This is a genomic window from Salmonella sp. 741265073_HBA, from assembly GCF_046569105.1.
Classification (GTDB): domain Bacteria; phylum Pseudomonadota; class Gammaproteobacteria; order Enterobacterales; family Enterobacteriaceae; genus Salmonella; species Salmonella enterica.
Window position 1 is genome coordinate 205,706 of sequence record NZ_JBKFRY010000006.1, and the last position, 22,202, is coordinate 227,907.

The 22,202-nt window shown below is 45.2% G+C and carries 5 protein-coding genes; all 5 read right to left on the bottom strand.

Features of this window, described 5'->3' with window-relative positions:
- Positions 1–5: 5 nt before the first annotated feature.
- Genes siiE through siiA form a run of 5 tightly spaced genes read right to left on the bottom strand, consistent with a single transcriptional unit; the run spans position 6 to position 21,302 of the window.
- The gene (gene siiE, locus ACLD3P_RS11230) at positions 6–16,685 is read right to left on the bottom strand and encodes a non-fimbrial adhesin SiiE (protein ID WP_411006701.1); all 16,680 of its coding nucleotides are present in this window, start codon (positions 16,683–16,685) and stop codon (positions 6–8) included.
- Positions 16,686–16,701: 16 nt separating this feature from the next.
- On the bottom strand, positions 16,702–17,979 hold the full coding sequence (gene siiD, locus ACLD3P_RS11235) for an SPI-4 type I secretion system protein SiiD (protein WP_023262289.1): 1,278 nt from the start codon (positions 17,977–17,979) through the stop codon (positions 16,702–16,704).
- Complete coding sequence (gene siiC / locus ACLD3P_RS11240; protein ID WP_411006620.1) at positions 17,976–19,295, bottom strand: SPI-4 type I secretion system protein SiiC; 1,320 nt, start codon at positions 19,293–19,295, stop codon at positions 17,976–17,978. The genes siiD and siiC overlap by 4 nt, the downstream gene beginning before the upstream one ends.
- Complete coding sequence (locus tag ACLD3P_RS11245) at positions 19,285–20,673, bottom strand: hypothetical protein (protein WP_411006619.1); 1,389 nt, start codon at positions 20,671–20,673, stop codon at positions 19,285–19,287. The genes siiC and ACLD3P_RS11245 overlap by 11 nt, the downstream gene beginning before the upstream one ends.
- Entirely contained in the window at positions 20,670–21,302 is a 633-nt protein-coding gene (gene siiA / locus ACLD3P_RS11250; RefSeq protein WP_411006618.1) for an SPI-4 type I secretion system auxiliary protein SiiA, read from the bottom strand. Before siiA ends, ACLD3P_RS11245 begins: the two co-directional genes overlap by 4 nt.
- Positions 21,303–22,202: the final 900 nt, after the last annotated feature.

The following is a 22,202-nucleotide window of genomic DNA, read 5'->3' on the forward strand; positions in this document are numbered from 1 at the left end:
CGTTATTATGCGTGTTCTTCTTGATTATCTACAGGTAACGTAACTTCATTAACGGCGAAAACATCAATAGCGCCGTTATTGTTGTGCCCTACAGAACTCGTTGAAGGGGAATCATTAATATCATCCTCGGTCTTTCCTCTTGCATTCATTGCGTTCACAATATCCGCCGAGGAGTGATCGACTGAGAATGTTTTCTCCTTAATCAGGAAATCATCGTCCTTATCAATGAATTTCACGTCCATAGTATATTCACCATCTTCCAAAGATAGCGGAACTTCGAATATTGCTTTCTGGTTAGTTATCGGCAGAGTAAACTCTTCTCCTTCAAACATAACACTGACATTAACAATATTCTCAGGTACTGATATTTCAAAAGAAGGTGTCTGACTAATTGAACGATCTATTTCATCCCCAGAGTCAGCGTTTAACAATGTAATACTATAGGCTGTCTCCTTCACCACGCTTTCTTCCGCCACAGACGGCACTGTACGAAGATGCGTAGCGCTTTCGGCATTCACTGTTTCAGACTCCGGTGGAGTAACCGCTGTTGCCGTGGCGTCATCGCTCGCATCGTTATGCTGGCTATCCGCTGTTACCGTCACCGTTGAGTCAACCGTCACCGCTAGCGAAGCAGATTGCTGTGAGTTCCCCGCGCGATCCACCACCGTCACGCTCAGCGTGTAGGTACCGTCATTCCAGGCGGCTGGCGGCGTGAAGGTCCAGCCATCCGCGCCTTGCGTCGCCTGGTAAGTGTCTGTCACGCCGTTATGCGTCACGTTTACGGTCACCCCGGTCACGTCAGCATCAATATGCTGCAGCGTGAACTTAGGCTGGGTGTGATTCGTCACGTTATCGCTGTCTGAAGCGCCATTGTCTTCACCTGCTGCCAGCGCAATCTCCGGCACGGTCAGCGTACTGTCGATCGTAACGGTAATGGGTAACGAGTTTTTCTGATTACCCGCGGCATCGCTTGCGATTACCGATATCGTATAGGAACCATCAGCTAACGGTGTACCTGGCGTAAAGAACCAAACGCCATCGGCATTTTTTTCAGCATTATATACGGTCCCATTGATATCGACCTGAACGACCACAACATCGCTTTCCAGATTCCCGATAATAAAGGTAGGTTGCTTATCTCGCGTAATATTATCGCCCACCGTACCACTGTCTGAGTCTGGAGATAATGAAATAACGGGAACCTCTTTCATGATATCGAGAGGGACATCATCACTCCGGTTACCAATCGCATCCACACTCGTAATGGTAAACTTCCCTTCCGATGGATACGGGATCGCCATACTCCATTTACCATTATCAGGAACGGTTAACGTATAAGTATTCCCATTACTATCGGTTATTATTAGCTGAGATTTGGCTTCCGCCGTCCCCTGCATAATAATTAGATCGTTGACAATATCTGAATAAGTTACGACCGGAGCGTTTGGCGGCGTTCGATCAATAAATATTTCATGTACCTCTTCCTTACGGTTGCCTGCGTTATCCTCAATACTCAAAGTGATATCGTATTTCCCTTCCGGAAGCTGATCGGTCGATAACTCCCACTGCCCATTAGCCGCAACGACAGCGGTTGCTAGCGTGACCCCTGCCACGATTAATGATACCGTAGCGCCAATTTCCCCCATACCTCTCATCGTAATAGTGGAGCTATTACTCCACCAGTCCGTTTTCGATGATGATTTATTATCATCAAGCTCGCTGGTAAATACCTGGATATGCGTATCGACCCAAATGGAATACTTTTCCTGATTGACGTTACCAGCACGGTCCGTAGATTTAACAGTGATATCCAGCTGGCCTTCTGTGAAATAAAGCGGGTTCACCGGCATCTGCCAGTGGCCTTTGTCATTAACCCAAACTTCCCCCACATTTAAGCCATTAATGATGATTTCTATTTTGCTATTGGGCTCGGCACTGCCACTAAACAATAAGTTACGTGTCGTGTCCGTTATATATATTTTGCCATCACTACCGGTCATCTCTGCTAACGTTTGTCCGCCGATAGAATCAATAGCGACAGGCGTCGTATTTAAGGTATCGATAGTAAAGTTTAGCGTTTTCGAGGTAGCCGTGTTGCCTGCTTTATCGGTGATAACATAATAAATGCTATGGGAACCATCGCCCAACGGTGACTCAGGTCGATAAACTTGATTTCTGTCGGTCACCGTGATCGTATCGACTAACACCCCATCAATGAAAATCTGAACACTCTGGTTCATTTCTCCATAAATACTAAACGCAGGCCGGGTTTGACTCGTTATACTATCATTACTGAAAATACCGTTATCAGAACCTGCCATCATAACAGGATTATCGATAAACGTACTGGTATCTATCGTGACGAGTAAGCGAGGCGATTCTGCTGTATTACCTGCCGGGTCTTCGGCAACCACTCGGATAGAATATTCACCATCTTTTAACGCATTATCAAACTGATAGGACCAGGTTCCATCTTCAAGCACAAGAACATTTGCCACGATCTTTTCATCCACATAAATATGGATTGTGGCTCCCGCTTCTGCGGTGCCAACTAACACAGGCTTGTTGTGACTAGTAATCAGATCGTCAAGTGAACCAGAGTTGCTCGCATCTTCAAGGTTGAGCGTTGGGAAGTCGGTTGATGAATCGACATCCACGCTATAATCCTTGCTCACTTCAGTGTTGCCAGCAACGTCAGTAATGCTGAAATGAATATTAAACGTACCATCATCTTGCAGCAGTATCGGCGCGCGCCATGTGCCATCAGCCTCAACCATAACAACGTTGACTAATTTACCATCGACAAAGATGCTGACCTGAGAACCAGCCTCCCCGACACCTGAGACTGACAACGCCCGGTTATTAGAGAGGGCCGGTAATGAATCTTCATCAATGTCAAAGACAGCAATTTGAGAATCGATTGTCACGGTTGTAATCGCAGACTCAACCCGGTTACCAGCAGTATCCGTAGCAACAAATTGCACCTGATACTCGCCGTCGGCGCTATTTGCCGGCATGGTATAGCTAATATTACCTGACGAACTCGCCTCTACTGTGCCTTGTAACACACCATTAATATAAACCTGTACCGTCGCGCCGGGATCGGTCATGGCAACCAGTACCGGAGACTTATTATTGGTAATCAGATCATATTTATCACCGCTATTAGTATCCCGACTTAATGAAATATCGCTGATTTCAATCTGCGTATCATGTTCTATCAGAATCTCTTTTTGTTGGCTGTTGCCCGCTTTATCTTCCGATACCACGACAAAGGCATTACTACCTTCACGCAGATCTAATTCTGCGCTCCATCGACCATCATTGCCTACCACCAGGGTAGCAATAACCACTCCCTGCGGATTCCTGATGGTTAAAGTACTTCCGGCTTCGGCAGTACCATCGATGGTGACATGAGATTTATTGGTGATCCAGTCGCCAACTTTGCCACTGTCATCAGCTTCGCGTAATACCACGGTTAACGGCGAAATTACCGTATCCAGTATCACATTCTGCGGACCAAACTCTCTGATATTGCCGGCAACGTCTTCAACTTTAAACGTTAATTCATAATTACCATCATTACCCAAAGCGGGTAATACTACGCCCCAGTGTCCTGCGCCTGTCGTATAAGCAATCGCTTTTTCAACGCCATTCACAAAGATAGTGATTTTGCTGTTTGGCTCACTGGTGCCGCCAATCTCCGGCGTCACCGTGTTGATATATCCGCCCTCATGCATTCCAGATATATTCCATACCAGTTCAGCAACCTCGGTATCGATAGTGAGATCAACGGCGGTAGAACGCAGTTCGCTATTATCGCGAGGGTTGACGATACCCACCTGGACGACATAATGGCCATCTTTCATTTCCGATAACTGGAAAGTATATCGACCCGCTGTATCCGCTGTCGCCTCGCCGACCTTCACGCCATCCACATAAATACTCACAATCGTATTAGGTAACGTGCTCCCAATCAGGGTCGGCGTTTTATTATTCGTCGTAAAGTCTCCTAAGGCACCACTATCGCTCTCCTCGCTGAGCTTTATGGTTGGAGGCGTGACATCAATAACAGGTATTACTACAGGAAAGTCGACCTGCGACGATTCATTACCCGCTTTATCTTTGGCAACAATGCTCACAACATAGGAGCCTGGCGCTAATACTGATGGCGGCGTCCAACTCCATTCGCCATTCGCATTGGCGTTTGCGGAGCCGACCACTTTCCCATCCCACTGAATCATAATCGTCGAGAACGCTTCGGCAAACCCTTTGAACTCAGGACGCAGGCTGGTTGCTTCATGCTGATCATCAATAGATGGATCCGAAAGGCGAATGGTGGGATCGATCGTAACCGTATCGATAGTGAATCTTTCCTGCGTTTGCGCAGTATTTCCCGCGACATCTGTTGCGACGACGTTGATGGTATACATGCCATCCGGCAGTATATTCGGCGTCACACTCCAGTTGCCATCAGCGCCAACCGTAATAGTTTGTTTTAAAACCTCCCGACCTGACTTATCGTCAACAATGGTAATCACCAGTTTCGCATTGGGCTCTGCAGTACCTTCGAATTTGGGATTTTGCTTATTCGTAAGGTTATCGCTATTGGAATTTCCGGTATCAGACGCTGGCTCCATTCTGACACTGACGCTTGTCGTGGTATCAATGGTAAAGGGCAGCTTAGTTTCAGAAGTATTTCCGGCAATATCTCTGAAGACAACAACGGCTTCATATACGCCATCGTTTAACGCAACGGGAACCTGAAATTCCCAGAGGTTATTGCCATTTGCCGTAACCGGATAAGAAACGCCGTTAATTCTGATTACAACAGTATCAATATCGGCGGGTACATTGCCAATAACGAAACGTGGTTTAGTGACACTCGTAATATTATCAACAGCGCTTTCGCCAGTATCATCCGCATCCAGCAAATCAATACTGGGATCAGAAACAATAGTGTCTATTGTGAATGATACCTCTTTGCTAATTTTATTACCTGCGATATCTTCAGCCACTATTTCTATTTTGTAAGTTCCATCCACTAACGGTGTATCAGGGGTAAACAGCCATTTATTACCTGCCCCCTGAGTCAGTGTGCTGGATTTCCCGTTTAAAATTACCGTCACGCTCTGCAGCGGTTCTCTGGCTGAAATTTCAAAACGTGGAGAGGTAATATTCGTAATACCATCCGTAGAATCCTTTCCGGCGTCGTCCAGCATCACGACGCTCAGGCCGTCAATCTGCGTATCCACGGTGAAGCCCAGCGTGGAATTTGCCGTATTCCCTGCCCGATCCGTCGCCTGGACATGGAGAGTATAATGACCATCAGGCAATGCGCTACCTGCAGTAAATTCCCACTGCCCGGCCGCATTTTTACTGATGGGCGTCCAGTTTACGCCATCGAAAGAAACCAGCACCGATGTCACATCATCAGGCGTTGCAATTTCAAAAGAGGGACGGGTAGCATTGGTGACATTATCGTGATCGTTGACGCCGCTATCTGTTGTTAACGTAACACTGTCAATCTGAACCTGCGTGTCGATTTCAATCTGCAGTTCGGCCGATGTTTTGGTATTACCAGCAATATCCGTTACGGTAACAGAGATCGTATGCTGACCGTCAGACAGCGGTTGATCCGGCGTAAAGGTTAAATTCCCCCCTGTGTTTTCAATGGTGTAATCCCGACCATCAATATGAACCACAATGTGTGATACATCATTATCGACATTACCGATAATAAACACCGGTTTGTTAATCCTGGTAAGATTATCATTAGTATCATCACCAGTATCATGGGTGGGATCGAGTACAATTGTCGGCTCTCGCAGAGTCGTATCAATCGTAAACTGCAGCGTTTCTTGCGCAACGTTGCCGGCGATATCAGTCACATCAACCAAGAGAGTGTGTTGCCCATCAGGTAATGCCGAACCGACATTAAATATCCAGCGGCCATCCCCTCCTTTTGTGAGTTCAATCCAATTAGCGGCGTTATCGATTTTAACGCGCACATGGGTAATATCATCAGCGGTAACAATACTAAACTGCGGCTTGTCGACTTTGGTAATGTTATCTACATCGCTATCACCGCTATCTGTAACCAACGTGACGCTTTCAATTTCAGCCGTCGTATCTATCACAACAGGTAATGGTTTCGATGTCGCGGTATTTCCGGCCTTATCTTCAACCGTAACGGTAATATTATAAGAACCATCCGGAATGGCATTGCCTGGCGTAAATTGCCAACCAGCCCCAACCTTAGTCGCGTTATAATCATGACCATCAATCGTCACCACGACTTTGATAACATCGGGGTCAACATTACCAATCGTAAAGGTGGGTCGTGAAATATTAGTGATATTATCGGCTGTATTCGCTCCGGTATCTTGTCCTGCGTCTAAAGCAATAGTCGGAACCTGTATATTAGTATCGATATTAAATACTAAATCTTTATTCGCAATATTACCTGCCTCATCCGTGGCCTCTACGCGAAGGGTATATGTGCCGTCAACCAGAGTATTCGGGCTGTCAAAAATCCACTGTCCGTCGGCATTTTTGCGTATCACATTCCAGTTAGCGCCACCATCCAGGGTTACGCGTACCTGGACGACATCACCGGGAACGTCAATTCTGAATGACGGTTTGGCAACATTCGTTAATTGATCATTCTGCACGCCAGTATCATTAAGCAATACGATATTGTTAATGGTTGTCGTGGTATCAATACGCACCTCAAACGGCGCAGATTCTTTTACATTCCCCGCCAGATCTTCCACCACAACGGCTAACTGATATGAGCCATCAGCCCAGCTCGCAGAAGGCGTAAAGCGCCATTGACCATTGGTGAATACCGCCGCTTCCTCGTGCGTTTTACCGTTGTAAGTTACTTTGACCATCACGCGCGTAACGTCAGAATCAACCTGGCGTATGTCGAACACAGGCCGATCGTGATTGGTGAGGCGATCGCCAACAGTACCGCTATCTTCGCCAGCTGCCAGTTCAATCACCGGCGTAGTCAACGTACCGTCTATCGTCACCTTTAAAGGCGCGGATGTTTGCTGGTTGCCTGCCACATCTGTTACCGTCACGGTGAATGTGTAGCTACCGTCCGCCAAAGCAGAATCCGGTCGATAACGCCAGCCGTCGGCTGATTCGGTGAGTACCACCGTTTTAAACGTGCCGTTATGCTCAATACTCAATTCCACGTGTCGAACATCTTTATCGATACTCCCCAACACAAATACCGGCTGAGTGACACTGGTCAGATTATCGTTCTTATTCTGTCCGGTATCCTGATCGGGCGCTAGCTCAATGGTTGGCGTCAACAACGTGATGTCGATAGTGAAATCGAGCGTCCCCGTCATCTTATTACCCGCACCGTCAGTCACTTCCACGATCAGGGTATGCTGTCCCTCTGGCATATCCGTCGGCCAGGTGTAATCCCAAATGCCAGCCGTCGAACTCTTGATTGCAGTAACCCAGGTCGTGCCGCCGTCAATACTCAGAAGAACCTTTTCCACATCATCCGGTACCGAGATCTGGAACTGCGGACGCACATGTTTTGTGACATTATCGCCAGGGACGCCGCTATCGTTGACTAATTCAATATGATCAATGGCTATTTGCGTATCCACTGTCACCGTCAGCGGCGTAGACGGACGCGTATTTCCCGCCCGATCCTCCACTGTCACCGTCAGCGTATAATCACCGTCGCCCCACGGTGCTGGCGGTGTAAAGCTCCATCCTCCAGCCCCCTGTGTCGCAGTAAACGAGGTTGTCGTTCCATTATGCGTGACGCTGACTGTAACGTTGATAACATCCGAATCGATATTCTGCAGAATAAAGGTCGGTCGGGTGCGATTGGTCATATCATCGCCAGGCGTACCGGTATCATCCGTGCTATCCAGCGCAATAGTCGGCGTCGACAACCGGGTGTCGATGAAAAATTCAAGCGTTTGCGTCGCCGTATTGCCCGCTCTGTCGGTGACCATGACGGTTAGGGTGTGTTTTCCATCGCCCATATCCGTTGGCCAGGTATAGCCCCAGACGCCTTCAATACCCTGCGCCGCGCTCACCCAGTTTGCGCCCCCATCAATGCTCAGTTGCACAGAATTCACATCCGCCGGCACCGTGATCTCAAACTGCGGACGGGTGCTGTTAGTTAGATTGTCATCAGGCACGCCATGATCATTGACCAATGTAATATCAGTAATGCTGGTTTGCGTATCTACCGTCACTATCAGCGGCGTGGACTGACGAACGTTTCCTGCGTTATCCGTTACCTCTACCGTCAGTGTATAGCTACCGTCCGCCCAGTCAGCATCTGGCGTAAAGCGCCACTGTCCTCCAACCTGGGTTAGTGTCACTTCCTGGCTATTGCCGCCCTGTGTGATCCGCAAAATGACCGATTGCGCATCGGCGTCAATATTGCCAATGGTAAAGCCCGGCCTTTTGGCGCTCGTAATATGATCGCCAATGGCACCTGTATCGTCCCTGCTATCCATAGTGATGGTAGGCGTTGACAGCCGGGTATCAATGGTAAAATCGAGCGTCTGCGTCGTCTTATTTCCCGCCTTATCGGTCGCTTCTACCGTCAGGGTATGTAGCCCGTCGGTCACATCTTTCGGCCAGGTGTAATCCCAGATCCCTGCCGTGCCCTGTGTTGCACGAACCCACGTATTACCGCCGTCGATACTCAGACGTACCTCGTTGACATCCCCTGGCACCGTGACGCGGAAGTGTGGACGAACGTCATTGGTCAGGTTGTCGCCGGGAATACCGTTATCATTAACCAGTTCAATAACATCAATGGTGATTTGGGTATCAACCGTGACCGTCAGCGGCGCTGAGTATTTTACGTTCCCCGCATCATCCTCCACCCTCACCGTCAGCGTATAGTCGCCATCTGCCCATGTGCCGGTCGGTGTCACGCTCCAGATGCCGGTCGCGCCTTTGGTGGCCGTCAGCACTTCTTTCGTGCCGCCATACTGCACCTCAACCGTGACATACCGCGCGTCTGCGTCAATATTGCCCAGTATAAACGTCGGCTTATTCGCGTTGGTCAGGTTATCGCCTTTTGTTCCGCTGTCGTCCGTGCTGTCCAGCACGATAGTCGGTTCTGACAGCATGGTATCGATGATGAAATCCAGTTTCTGCGTCGTCTGGTTTCCCGCCTTGTCGGTCGCCTCCACTGTCAGGGTATGCTTCCCCTCTCCCACATCAGCCAGCCAGGTATAATCCCAGACGCCCGGCGTCGCGCTCTGGGTAGCGTTGAACCACGTCTTGCCGCCGTCAATGCTCAGGCGTACCTCGTTAACATCCGTCGGTACCTTCACCTGGAAGTGCGGACGCACGTTATTAGTCAGATTATCGTTGGGAATACCGCTGTCATTGACCAGTTCAATGTTATTAATGGCGATTTGCGTGTCCACCGTCACCGTCAACGATGCAGAATGGCTGGTGTTCCCCGCTTTATCTTCGACTGACACACTCAGGGTATAATCACCATCCGCCCACGCCCCTGTCGGCGTAAAGCTCCATCCGCCTGTGCCTTTCGTGGCGTCAAATGTGGTGGTGACGCCGCCATGCTCCACGCTGACCGTAACGCGAACGGCATCATCATCAATATGTTGCAGGTTAAATGTCGGCTGGGTGCGATTGGTCATGTTATCGCCCTGGATGCCGGTGTCGTCCGCGCTATCCAGTACGATGACCGGCGTCGACAGCGTGGTATCAATAGTGAAGTGGAGTGTCTCCGTCACCGTATTACCCGCATTGTCAGTCGCTTTCACATTCAGCGTATAGTCGCCATCCGGCACGGTGCCCGGCCAGGTATAATTCCAGACGCCCGGCGTCGCGCTCTGTGTCGCCTTAACCCAGGTCACGCCACCGTCAATGCTCAGACTGACTTCGTTAACGTCCCCCGGTACCGTCACGCGGAACTGCGGATGGGCGTCGTTAGTCATATTGTCGCCGGGAATACCGTTATCATTAACCAGTTCAATAGCATCAATGGTGATTTGGGTATCAACAGTGACCGTCAGCGACGCTGAGTGTTTTTCGTTCCCCGCCTCATCTTCCACCCTCACTGTCAGCGTATAGTCGCCATCTGCCCATGTACCGGTCGGTGTCACGCTCCAGTTGCCGGTCGCGTCTTTGGTGGCCGTCAGCACCTCTTTCGTGCCGCCATGCTGCACCTCAACCGTGACATACCGCGCGTCTGCGTCAATATTGCCCAGTAAAAACGTCGGCTTATTTACGTTGGTCAGGTTATCGCCTTTTGTTCCGCTGTCGTCCGTGTTGTCCAGCACGATAGTCGGTTCTGACAGCATGGTATCGATGATGAAGTCCAGTTGCTGCGTCGTTTTGTTTCCCGCCTTGTCGGTCGCCTCCACTGTCAGGGTATGCTTACCCTCTCCCACATCAGCCAGCCAGGTATAATCCCAGACGCCCGGCGTCGCGCTCTGGGTAGCGTTGAACCACGTCTTGCCGCCGTCAATGCTCAGGCGCACCACGTTGACATCCGTCGGTACCGTCACCTGGAAGTGCGGGCGCGCTTCATTGGTCAGATTATCGTCGGGAATACCGCTGTCATTGACCAGTTCAATATGGTCAATGGCGATTTGCGTATCGATGGTGACCGTCAACGGCGCTGAGTGGCGAATATTACCCGCCTCATCTTTCACCGTTACCGTCAGCGTATAGTCGCCATCAGTCCACGCGCTGCCGGGTACAAAACGCCACTGCCCGTTAGTCTGCGTCAGCTCCACCTCCTCGCTGTGACCATCGCGCATCACCTGCACGACGACCTGAGTCACGTCAGAATCAATACCGCCGATAATAAAACCCGGTGTTTTAACGTTAGTCTTATTATCGTTGGCGGTGCCGCTATCATCTGCGCTATCCAGCGTGATGGTCGGTGTCGACAATGTGGTATCAATGATAAAATTGAGCGTTTCCGTCGCCGTGTTGCCTGCAACATCGGTTGCTTTCACTGTCAGGGTATACGTATTTTCGACCAGATCTGTCGGCCATATATACTCCCAAACGCCGTCGGGCGTCAGCGTTGCGTTAACCCAGTTGATGCCGCCATCAAGACTCAGTTGCACAGAGTTCACGTCCGTCGGTACCGTAATATGAAACTGTGGACGTGCTTCATTGGTCAGGTTATCCCCGACAATACCCGTGTCATTAAGAAGTTCAATGCGATCAATAGACGTTTGCGTATCGATAGTCACCGTCAGCGGCGCAGAATAATTTGTATTACCCGCCTTATCTTCTACCTTTACCGTCAACGTATAGTCGCCATCGGTCCAGGCTGCGCCCGGCGTAAAGCGCCACACACCGCCGTTCTTAATCAACTCTATCTGTTGGTTCTTACCATCATGCGCCACCGTCACCACCACTTTGGTCACGTCGGCGTCGATATTACCGAGGGTAAAGCCTGGCATCTTAACGTTGGTGATGTTATCGCCAGCGGCGCTGTCATCCGCACTGTCCAGGGTAATCGTCGGTTCTGACAGCATGGTATCGATGATGAAGTCCAGTTTCTGCGTCGTTTTGTTTCCCGCCTTGTCGGACGCTTCCACCATCAGGGTGTGAGGGCCGTTAGCCACATTCGTCAGCCAGGTATAATCCCAGACGCCCGGCGTCGCGCTCTGCGTGGCGTCAAACCACGTTTTGCCGCCATCAATGCTCAGTCTTACACCGTTAACATCCGCCGGTACTGTCACCTGAAAGTGCGGGCGCGCTTCATTGGTCAGATTATCGTCGGGGATACCGCTGTCGTTAACCAGTTCAATACGGTCAATGGCGATATGCGTGTCCACTGTCACCGTCAACGGCGCGGACTGCTTCACATTTCCGGCCCTATCTTCTACCTTCACCGTCAGGATATAGTCGCCGTCCGCCCAGTCGCTGGTCGGCGCAAAGCGCCACTGTCCGCCGGTCTGAACCAGTGGCACCTCCTGTTTAATGCCATTGTGCATTACCTCCACTGTTACCCGGCTGACATCGGTATCAATATTGTTGAGGGTAAAGCCCGGCGTTTTAACATTGGTGATATTATCGCCCGCGATGCCGCTGTCATCTGCGCTGTCCAGCGAGAGGGTCGGCACAGACAGAGTGGTATCGATGGTGAAATCGAGCGTCTGTGTTGTCTTATTTCCCGCCTCATCGGTCGCTTCTACCGTCAGGGTATAGCCTCCGTCGGCCACATCATCCGGCCAGATATAATCCCAGACGCCCGGCGTCGCGTTCTGGGTAGCGTTGAACCACGTCTTGCCGCCGTCAATGCTCAGGCGCACCACGTTGACATCCGTCGGTACCGTCACCTGGAAGTGCGGACGCACGTTATTAGTCAGATTATCGTTGGGAATACCGCTGTCATTGACCAGTTCAATATTATTAATGGCGATTTGCGTGTCCACCGTCACCGTCAGCGATGCAGAATGGCTGGTGTTCCCCGCTTTATCTTCGACTGACACACTCAGGGTATAATCACCATCCGCCCACGCCCCTGTCGGCGTAAAGCTCCATCCGCCTGTGCCTTTCGTGGCGTCAAATGTGGTGGTGACGCCGCCATGCTCCACGCTGACCGTAACGCGAACGGCATCATCATCAATATGCTGCAGGGCAAATGTCGGCTGGGTGCTATTCGTCATGTTATCGCCCTGGACACCGGTATCGTCCGCGCTATTCAGTACGATGACCGGCACTGACAGCGTGGTATCCACCGCGAAATCGATGGTCTTCGTCACTGTATTGCCTGCTTTATCAGTCGCTTCCACCGTTAGCGTGTATTGACCATCTGCCAGGTCTGTCGGCCAGATATACTCCCAGCTTCCTGCCACGCCCGGAGTTGCCTGAACCCACGAATTACCACCGTCAATGCTCAGACGGACTTCATTGACATCCGTCGGTACCGTCACACGAAAGTGGGGACGGTCGTCGTTGGTCATATTATCGCCTTTCACGCCGCTATCGTTGACCAGTTCCACCCCATCAATGGCGATTTGGGTATCGATAACGACCGTCAGCGGTGCTGAGTAGTTGGTATTTCCTGCCTTATCTTCTACTTTCACCGTTAACGTGTAGCTGCCATCCGCCCACGTATTCCCTGGTGTAAATAACCAACTACCATTGAGGTGAGAAAGTTCGATCTCTTCGCTCACGCCATTGTGCATCACCTGTACGACGACCCGATGCGCATCGGCATCAACACCGGAAATAGCAAAACCTGGCTTATTGATGTTGGTCAGGTTATCGCCTGTAACCCCCGTATCATCCTTAGAAAGCAGGGAAATCACCGGCGTTGATACTGTGGTATCGATAGTAAAATCGAATACCGCGCTGTTCGCTTTATTACCCGCAATGTCCTCAACCTTGACATAAACCTGATGCAAGCCTTCCGTTAAATCTGAAGTAAAGGTATAGGCCCATGAACCATCAGGTTGTTGCGTGGCAACACCGATCTGCGTATCAGACGCGGCATCCCATACCTGAACACTGATAATGTCCGGATCAATATCTTTTAGGTGCAAGGTAGGTTTAACGATATTCGTTAAATTATCATCTGAAATTCCCGAATCTGAATCCGGGCTCAATGAAACTATCGGTATTGAAATAGCAGTATCGACGCTAATTAAGAAAGGATCCGAATGGGCAATGTTGCCAGCGATATCTTCAACTGAAGCAGTTATTCTATGATCGCCATCAACCAAACCTTGATCGGCTTTCAGAGTATACTCCCATCTGCCATCTTTATTTGTTCTGACCTCAGCGATCAGTGCACCATCAATATAGAGTTTAACCGTTGAATAGGGTGCAGCGGTTCCTGTCAGTGCAGGATTCTTTTCATTAATAATATGGTCTGTATTATCAACCCCCGTATCGTTGACCAACTCTATTGTTGGTTTTTGCGTTTGCGTTACGATTTGGAAATTATACGCTGATGAGGAGGCAGTATTACCGGCAATATCTTCTACCTTTACCGTTACGTCATGCGAGCCATCGGATAACGCTGTGGTAAATTGAAAATTCCATACACCATCATCGCCAGCAATAGCCTCGCCACTTAACACACCGTCGACATAGATGGAAACCTTAGCATTAGCTTCAGCCATCCCGGTAAACAACGGCGTATTAATTTTAGTAATCATATCGCCTTTAACGCCAGAATCAGCGCTATCATGCAACATAACAGTAGGGATCGGCGTAAAGCTATCAATGGTAAGCTGATAATCTACAGATGACGTTCTTCCTAAAGGATCGATGGATTCAACCGTAATCTTATAAACATTGTCAGACAGATTTCGGGAAATATCAAAATTCCAGTTACCGTCTGCATCCGCAGTCGTCACGCCTATCGTTTTACCATCGATAAGGATATTTACGGTAGCAAACCTATCCGCTGTTCCCAGTAATGTCAGAGCATTATGTTTATTGGTAATCCAGTCGCCTTTTGCACCGGAATCATCACTGGCATCGAGTTCCGCTTTTGGAGGTACAACTTCAGTTTGAATAGTAAAAGAATATTTAACAGTAGAGGATTTATTACCGGCGGCATCCTGAGAAATGATTTCAATATCATAGGCGCCCTGAAGAAATTTATTACTAAACTGATAATTCCAGGTCCCGTTTGAGTCAACCTCAATGCTGTCATATAATTTACCATCTCGCATCAATAAGATGGTAGACTTTGGCTCTGCCGTACCGACTAAAGCCGGTAAATCATTCCCTGATAAAATTATACCATTCGGTAAAACAACAAAATCCTCCAAAGAAACCGTCGGAGGTACAGGGGCAACAGTATCGATAACGTAACTAAAGGAAAAATCCTTTTTGTTGCCAGCGACATCTTCAACAGTGAACGTAAGATTGTTAATCCCTTCCACTGAGTCGGAAGTGAAATTGAACGTCCATTCGCCCTTGTCATTCGCTTTAAAAATAACCTCTTCGCCAGTCTCACTATTTATGACACTGATAATAGCATTTGGCTCAGTTTTACCTGTAAAGGTTGGGCGAGTATTGTTAGTAACGTTATCTCCGACAATACCGCTATCATTCGTCGTTTCAATCTCAGCGCTGAAATAGCTGATACGTGTATCAATAGTAAAAGGCAGATTTGCCGTCGCTGAGGTATGCCCGGCAATATCAGTAGCTGTTGCTGTTATATTGTATTCGCCATCCTTGAGCGGCGTAGTAAGCGTATAGCTCCATGTCCCATCTTTAGCAACAATGACCTCACCAAGATGTTTAAGTCCAAGATAAATAGAGACTGTAGAACCGGGTTCCGCCACACCAATAAATGTTGGCAGGGTGCTATTTGTAATGCTGTCATTTTTAATGCCGGAATCACTACTATCATCCAGCTCAATCGTCGGCTTTTCCGGAGCAATGGTGTCGGTTATGATACTATCCGTCGTTTCGTTTTTATTACCTGCTTTATCTACGGCAACGACTTTTATACTATTTTCGCCCTCAGATAATTCATTATCTTTAAATTCATAACTCCAGTTTCCATCTTTATCGACATCAACACTGGCAACCAGTTTATTATCTACATAAATGTCAACCTTGGCATTCTCTTCCGCCGTACCAACAATTGAAGGCGTCAAGGTCGGCGTTAAGCCCTTATGACCAGACACACTACTTTCAGGCGAAAGTTCAAATGTTGGCTTATCGGTAACGGAATCGATAGTAATGACAAGTTTGGTGCTACCGCTCCCATCAGCAGTCTTGGCCTCTGCCTCCAGATTGTATGTTCCATCAGTCAATGTTTCAGGCGCAGTGAAGGTGAAGTTACCCAAACTATCCGCTACAGCCTGACCGACAGCAATACCATTAATTTTAATAATGACCGTGGCATTGGGAGCAGTGCTACCTACAAACTGAGGTTTGGTAAAATTAGTTATACTATCATCTTTGCTACCGCTGTTACTCTCGGCCGCAAGTGCTAATGTGACTTTAAGCGGCTCTTTAACAGACTCGGCATCGAGCTTATTTTCCTCATTTTTACTGCTATTACTTTTGCCAGTGCTGGTATTTTTATTAATAGGTTGAGGAAGAACTTTTTCAGCATCGTTCTGTTTAGAAGCCTGCGTTGCTTTAGCCTGTGTATTTTGCTGGGAAGCATCGCTTTGCTGAGCCAGATTGTCTTTTGCTACATTGTCAGCCAAAAAGTTCTGCAGCATTTCTTCAATTTGCTTTGACGAGTTCTGTACTTCAAACGCTTCATTGAGCGCTTTTTCTGCAGCCTCCTTAGCTTTCTCTGCTTCTTCCTTCGCCTTATCAGCTTCTTTCTTTGCGTTTTCAGCATCGTCAAGCTGCTTTTTTAATTCCTCTTCTTCCTTCTTATTTCGTCGTTTGCCATTACCTTTCTTTTCTACCTGAGCAGAATCAACCAATGAGCTGTCAATTCTCTCTAGTTGAATATCTTTTAAATCTACGCTGCCCAGAATTTTAGCGCCGGTAATAGTCTTATCTTTAAATTTAACAGCGAGGTTATTGCCTTTGATACTTGAATAAAGAGCGCCATTGACAATGATCACTGACCCATGCGGCGTGGTAATGTTCATGTCTGGCCCGGAAAGAGAAACTTTTGCACCTTTGGCATTACCCAAAGAAGATAAATCAATTACAGAATTTTGATCGGCAAAAAACTTTTGTATGCTTTTATTTCCCATAATATTATATTCACTCTCAAGGTGTATCTAATCGTTTAGTATTAACTGGTTCTGAAAAGGCTTTGTCCACGCCTTTCATCAAGGGAGACAACAGGTATTCCATAATGCTGTGTTTTCCGGTAATTACACTGGCGTCAACAGTCATACCTGGTTTTAACCACCGTAAATCATCTTCATTAACATCGAATGCAATAATTACTTTATAATAACGCTGAATTGTTCCTCCGGTATTTTCCTCATAAGAATCAGGGCTAATATTATCGATAGTCGCATTATACGATTTTATCTTTGGTTGGATAATTGACTGGACATCCAGCTTAACGGCTTCATCTACATATATTTGGTCACGGTATTTGGGTAATATTTTCACATCGGCCAGCATAGTCCTTACTTTTGGTTTTATTTCAAAAAGTAAGTCCGCCGCCTGGATCACACCACCATGAGTAGTGGCACTTTTATTGATTTTATAAATCACACCGTCAACCGGTGAATAGATATCCTCCTCATTTATCTGCTTCTCTATTACTTTTAATGTAGAGTTAACAACCTCAAGTTCCTGAAGATTTTTAGATATTATTTTAGATAAAGATAGTCGCAATTCATTATTAAGCGCCTCAATATCATTAACAACCAGCTCAATATCATCTTTTTTTAAAGTGATACTACTTTCAATATCATTAATTTCAGACTTAACTTTTATATAAGCCTGTTTCTTGTTAAGAAAATTGGTATATGGGCTAATTCCTTTTTTTACCAGTGGGGAAAGAATATTTATTTCTTCGGCAAGCAATGCTAGTTCTTTTTCTTTCGAACTCAGCTTCTCTTGTAATCCGCTAATCTCAGAATCAAGAGAGGTTTTTTTTAACTCTTTAGCTCTTATCTGACTATGCACTAATTCAATATTCGCTTTTACCTCTTTATTGCTTAAAGAACGGGTGCCATCCAGGGTAATCAACCCACTCTCACTTTCTTTATCAAGAATGAAAGATATTTCGTTAACATCCTTATCCAGATACCCTTTTTGAGTTCTATACCTTTGATATTCTTTTTGCAGATCAAGGTTAACGACCTTTGCAAGGAGTTCTCCTTTTTTTACAGTATCACCCTCGGCCACATAAATATCTTGTATCGTCCCTCCTTTAGAAAGAGATATTAACTGAGCATTATCTTTAGTGGTGATAACGCCCTGACCATGAACCACTGAATTAATTTCTATAAAGTAGGTAAGGATAATAATTAAGATCGTCAAAGAAATAATTATCATCATGAGATGATCGCTTTGTCTTCTATTCATTTCATTCCATTTAACTCACTTTCAGTATTTCCTTTTAAATAATCCATTAAATGAAAAATCAATGAGAGCTGCTGTAACTTTAAAATATACAGGCTATATTTGCTGTCGACCATGCTTACATATGCCTGAAATGCTTCATTACGGCTTGAAATTAAATCAAGCAAACTTTTTTGCCCTAACTGAAACTCCTGCTCATATAATTCAGTAAGCTGTAACGCGTTTGTATGTGAACGTTCCGCCACTGAGTAAGTCTCTTTTGCAGCGGCGTATCTTGAAAGTTGTGAATCAATGTTATAACGCGTTTTAATCAAAAAATCGTCAATTTGCAGCTTAGCCTGCGAGTAACTTGCCACCATTTTTCTTTCCTGGGCTGAATTTCTGAACCCATTAAAAATGTTGAAACTGACATTGATACCCGTTTTAAATTCATCTTCATAATCACTTTTTTTGGCACTACCGCTCGGATTATTCTGTACATAGCTGGACACGAGATCTACAGTCGGAAAATAGGATGATTTTGCGGCATTAATATCTTCGGTCGCGGCTTTTCGGGTATTGACAAGCATCTTATAGTCATCGTTGTATTTCATCACCATGTCCATAAGTTTTTCAGGACTTTCGACAAAGATATATTTTTTGAAGAGGTTGAATTTTTCATCGCTTTGAATCTGATCTGGTGATAAATTCAGACCAGTCATATTCTGCATTTTATACATTTCATCATCCAACATCGACTGATACATAATGCTTCTGGTATTTAATGCATCGATAGATACTTGTACTTTACGCATATCAGATTGCATCGCTACACCGGAAGATACCAGCAGCGAAAAAGTTTCCAGCATCTTTTTATAAAACTCTTTCTCCAGATTTACGCCATCAATCATTTCACGATATTTACTGATGTTATAATAGGTTGTCACAACCTCCTGAGACACTATATTCTTTGTTTTTTCATAGTCAGTTTTACTATTATCTCTTTCGTATTCAGATTTCCTGATATTAGCCCCCCTCACTCCAAAATCTGTTATTCGGTATGATAAAGACACCTTATTTTCAACGTTTCTCTCGGTACCTGATGACTCTTTTCTGTTATTATTAAGGCCAGATGTTAGATCCAGGGTAGGATAAAGTGCTGCCCGTGAAAGATCTAAGTCACTGTTTTTCTTTTCAGTCTCATAATATGAAACAGCAACAGAGGGCTGATGCGTTAATGCGGCATTAACTAAATCTCTTAGAGGAATGACCGGAAGCTCGCTGGCGTATGTACTTTGTGTAATAAAAGCAGTCGTCAGAAAAAACATCTTAATCTTCATTTTTTTCCTCCTTGTTTAACAAACGTTGCTTTACTATTTCCTGATACATAGATGTTATTTTTTCCATTAATGGCATATAGGTATCACGGTAGCTAACCATTTCAGCACTAATCTCTTTAGTATTGGCAATAATCTTTTTATCAGTAGCCGATAGATCGGATAGCGCTAAATGAACATTGTTCATATCCTCATCCATTTCTGTTCTCAGCCCATCGAGAGTATGAGAAATATCGGCACTGCCAGCGGCAATATCGTTTATGGTCTTACCATGTGAAAGAGATTCCTGATAACATTTATCAACTGATTCCATTATTGAATCATTCTTTTTGTCTATAATATTTTGTATTGTACTCATTGCCTCCAGTCGTGCATTATTATCAGCAAGCAGGGTATTACCTTCAGATAAACGAGAGGTAATTGTTATTACACCGTCAACTAATTTTTTGGTATTTTCGTTATTGCTTACCAGATAACCATCAATCAGCGTAGAAAGTTGTTCCAGTTTTGCTGAGTTATCCAATAGTCGGTTTTGCAAAGTGACAAAGCTATCTGATAGCATCACTCGTTTCTTTTCTTCGTCCTGCGTCCGTAAGTTTTCAACTGTCAGGTAGTTATCAAAAAACGCTTTAAACAACTCTTTAAATTCTACAAGCGTCTCTGATTCAACCCGCAGGCTTCGTTGTTTATTATTGGATCTGTTGCTTATGATTTTTAATTTTTTGATTTCCGTAGAAACAAGGGAATAGGAGCTGCGAACAAAAACACTTTGTGAGGTCAGGAGTATGGCGCAAACAACACCATAGATAGAAGATACAAATGCGGTATTCATCCCTTTCAATGGTTCAGAAAGCGACGCTACCATTGTCACGATCATATTAAGTGTATTACTTGCATTATCACCGCCAACATCTGATGGCGAGCTCAATAAATTCCCGATTGAACCAATCGTAATAGACAGACCCGCAAACGTCCCCAACAGGCCAACAAGCGTCGACACATTGCTACAACTCATAATAAATGACAATCGTTGGTTACGGGCAGTAGACACATTGTCATCTAATTCCATCAGCAAATTGAAATCACACTGTTTGGGTTCCCCGGCAAACAAAACCTGATTGAGGTTAGAAAGAATGCTATTTTTTCTACTGGCGTCCTGAGATATTAATATGTCTTTTGCTGAAATATTTTTAAAAATAGTGAATAATGCACACAAAGAGCCTGTAATATAAATGGCAATAATGACTCCATTGTAAACTGCAGAAACCATAAAGTTATCAAAAACATACTCTCTTATACCGGGAAAAGATAAAGCGGAAAAAGGGAGTATGGCAAGAAAAAAACAGACAAACAAATAGCGGTAATGATTTATATATTTCACTCTGACACCTTTTTATTAATAGTCGTGATAATAGCTTTACTCGTTGTACTTGATGCTGCGGAGTTAACACTCATGTCAATAACTACATCAGGATATATTTTCTTGATCTCTTTCATCAAAATAATTCCCCGTTCATATCCCAGTCGTAAAGAGTCAGAGAAAGAGATGTCTGCCTGAGGAATAACCATTTCTATCAATAAATTACTATTGATTTTGTCTTCTAACCAAGCCTTTATTTTATGAGTGTCCTCTTCTGAAAAGCTTCTCAGCCTGCCATGATACGTAATAACAAGCTCATTTTTTGTAGATGTTATATCAGTTTTCTGACCATCGGCGATATCGTATACTCCAACCTCCTTACCTGACATTGTAGTAATTCCGTCCGACACATCTTGTGTATTCACTTCCTTATTAACTATTTCATTAGGATTTGAATTGTCATTGGCTCCGCTATTTTGAGCAGTAGATTTAGTCTTATTCTCTATATTTGCTTTATAAACTTTAATTGAGTTGTCATACATAATAATCATATTATTAAGTGCAAACACCAACATAAGAAATATAAAAATGCACAATACCGTAGAGAATGTATCAACAAAACTAGGCCACGGATTACTTTCGTCTTCCATGTTGTCTCCTGATATTACATTGTGAATAAAATGTTTTTGTGGATTAGAAAGGATAAAGGATGCTCAACTTATTCAGAAAGTGAACGCTACCGCCCTTGGCTTCCTGCTACCAATACGCTTTATAGATTTCAGTTTTCCTACATCTCGTAATCAGAAAAATAAAAACAATGACGCCATTTTTATGCGCCCACAACAAAGATGAGTGCTTTAATTAAAAACACTCTTTATTTTTTAATTAGGTAGACATCAATTATTGCACTAACTATATCCTCCCCAATAATAGGTATCGCATAAGCTCTCAGCTCATAAATAAAAAATAGTCATCAGCAAATTAAAACCACTCGCCGATAAATAGATTTGTTAGCTAATCATTGAAACTCTAAATCATTTTAAGGACATATTTCTTTTTAATACGCGTTATAATCATACGTATTTAATAAATTTGCCTCCAGAGGATAAAATGAATTTTCACAATTAAAACATAGGGTCATAGGGACTTCAATATAACTTAAATCATTAAAAATATAATAAGTGGGGAGTAAAAAATTAGAATTGCGTAAAAAAATACATAAATAAAACCATTTTTTATATAAAGCCAGCTATAAGTAACAACTTTATCTTCAGCAATTAAAAATAAAGCAAGATGCACATATCATATTTGAGCGCATCACAAGCTAAAGCAAACATTTAATTAACCATTGATAATACCGACCATTCTCTAACGTTATTTTATAATATCTTTTTGTTGTCAAAAAATGGCTATAAATTATATATTTTGCAGATGAGATTTCTCTTTCATATTTAAGACAATCCGGGTTATTGCAGTACATTTATGAACTTCGGCTGGATAATGATGTGCCGAGGCGAGTCGGCCAGAGGCGATAAGCGACATTTTTCCGT

Coding starts and splice junctions, on each gene's coding strand:
- siiE (WP_411006701.1), bottom strand. CDS start 16,685: ATGGGAAATAAAAGCATACAAAAGTTTTTTGCCGATCAAAATTCTGTA.
- siiD (WP_023262289.1), bottom strand. CDS start 17,979: ATGAATAGAAGACAAAGCGATCATCTCATGATGATAATTATTTCTTTG.
- siiC (WP_411006620.1), bottom strand. CDS start 19,295: ATGAAGATTAAGATGTTTTTTCTGACGACTGCTTTTATTACACAAAGT.
- siiA (WP_411006618.1), bottom strand. CDS start 21,302: ATGGAAGACGAAAGTAATCCGTGGCCTAGTTTTGTTGATACATTCTCT.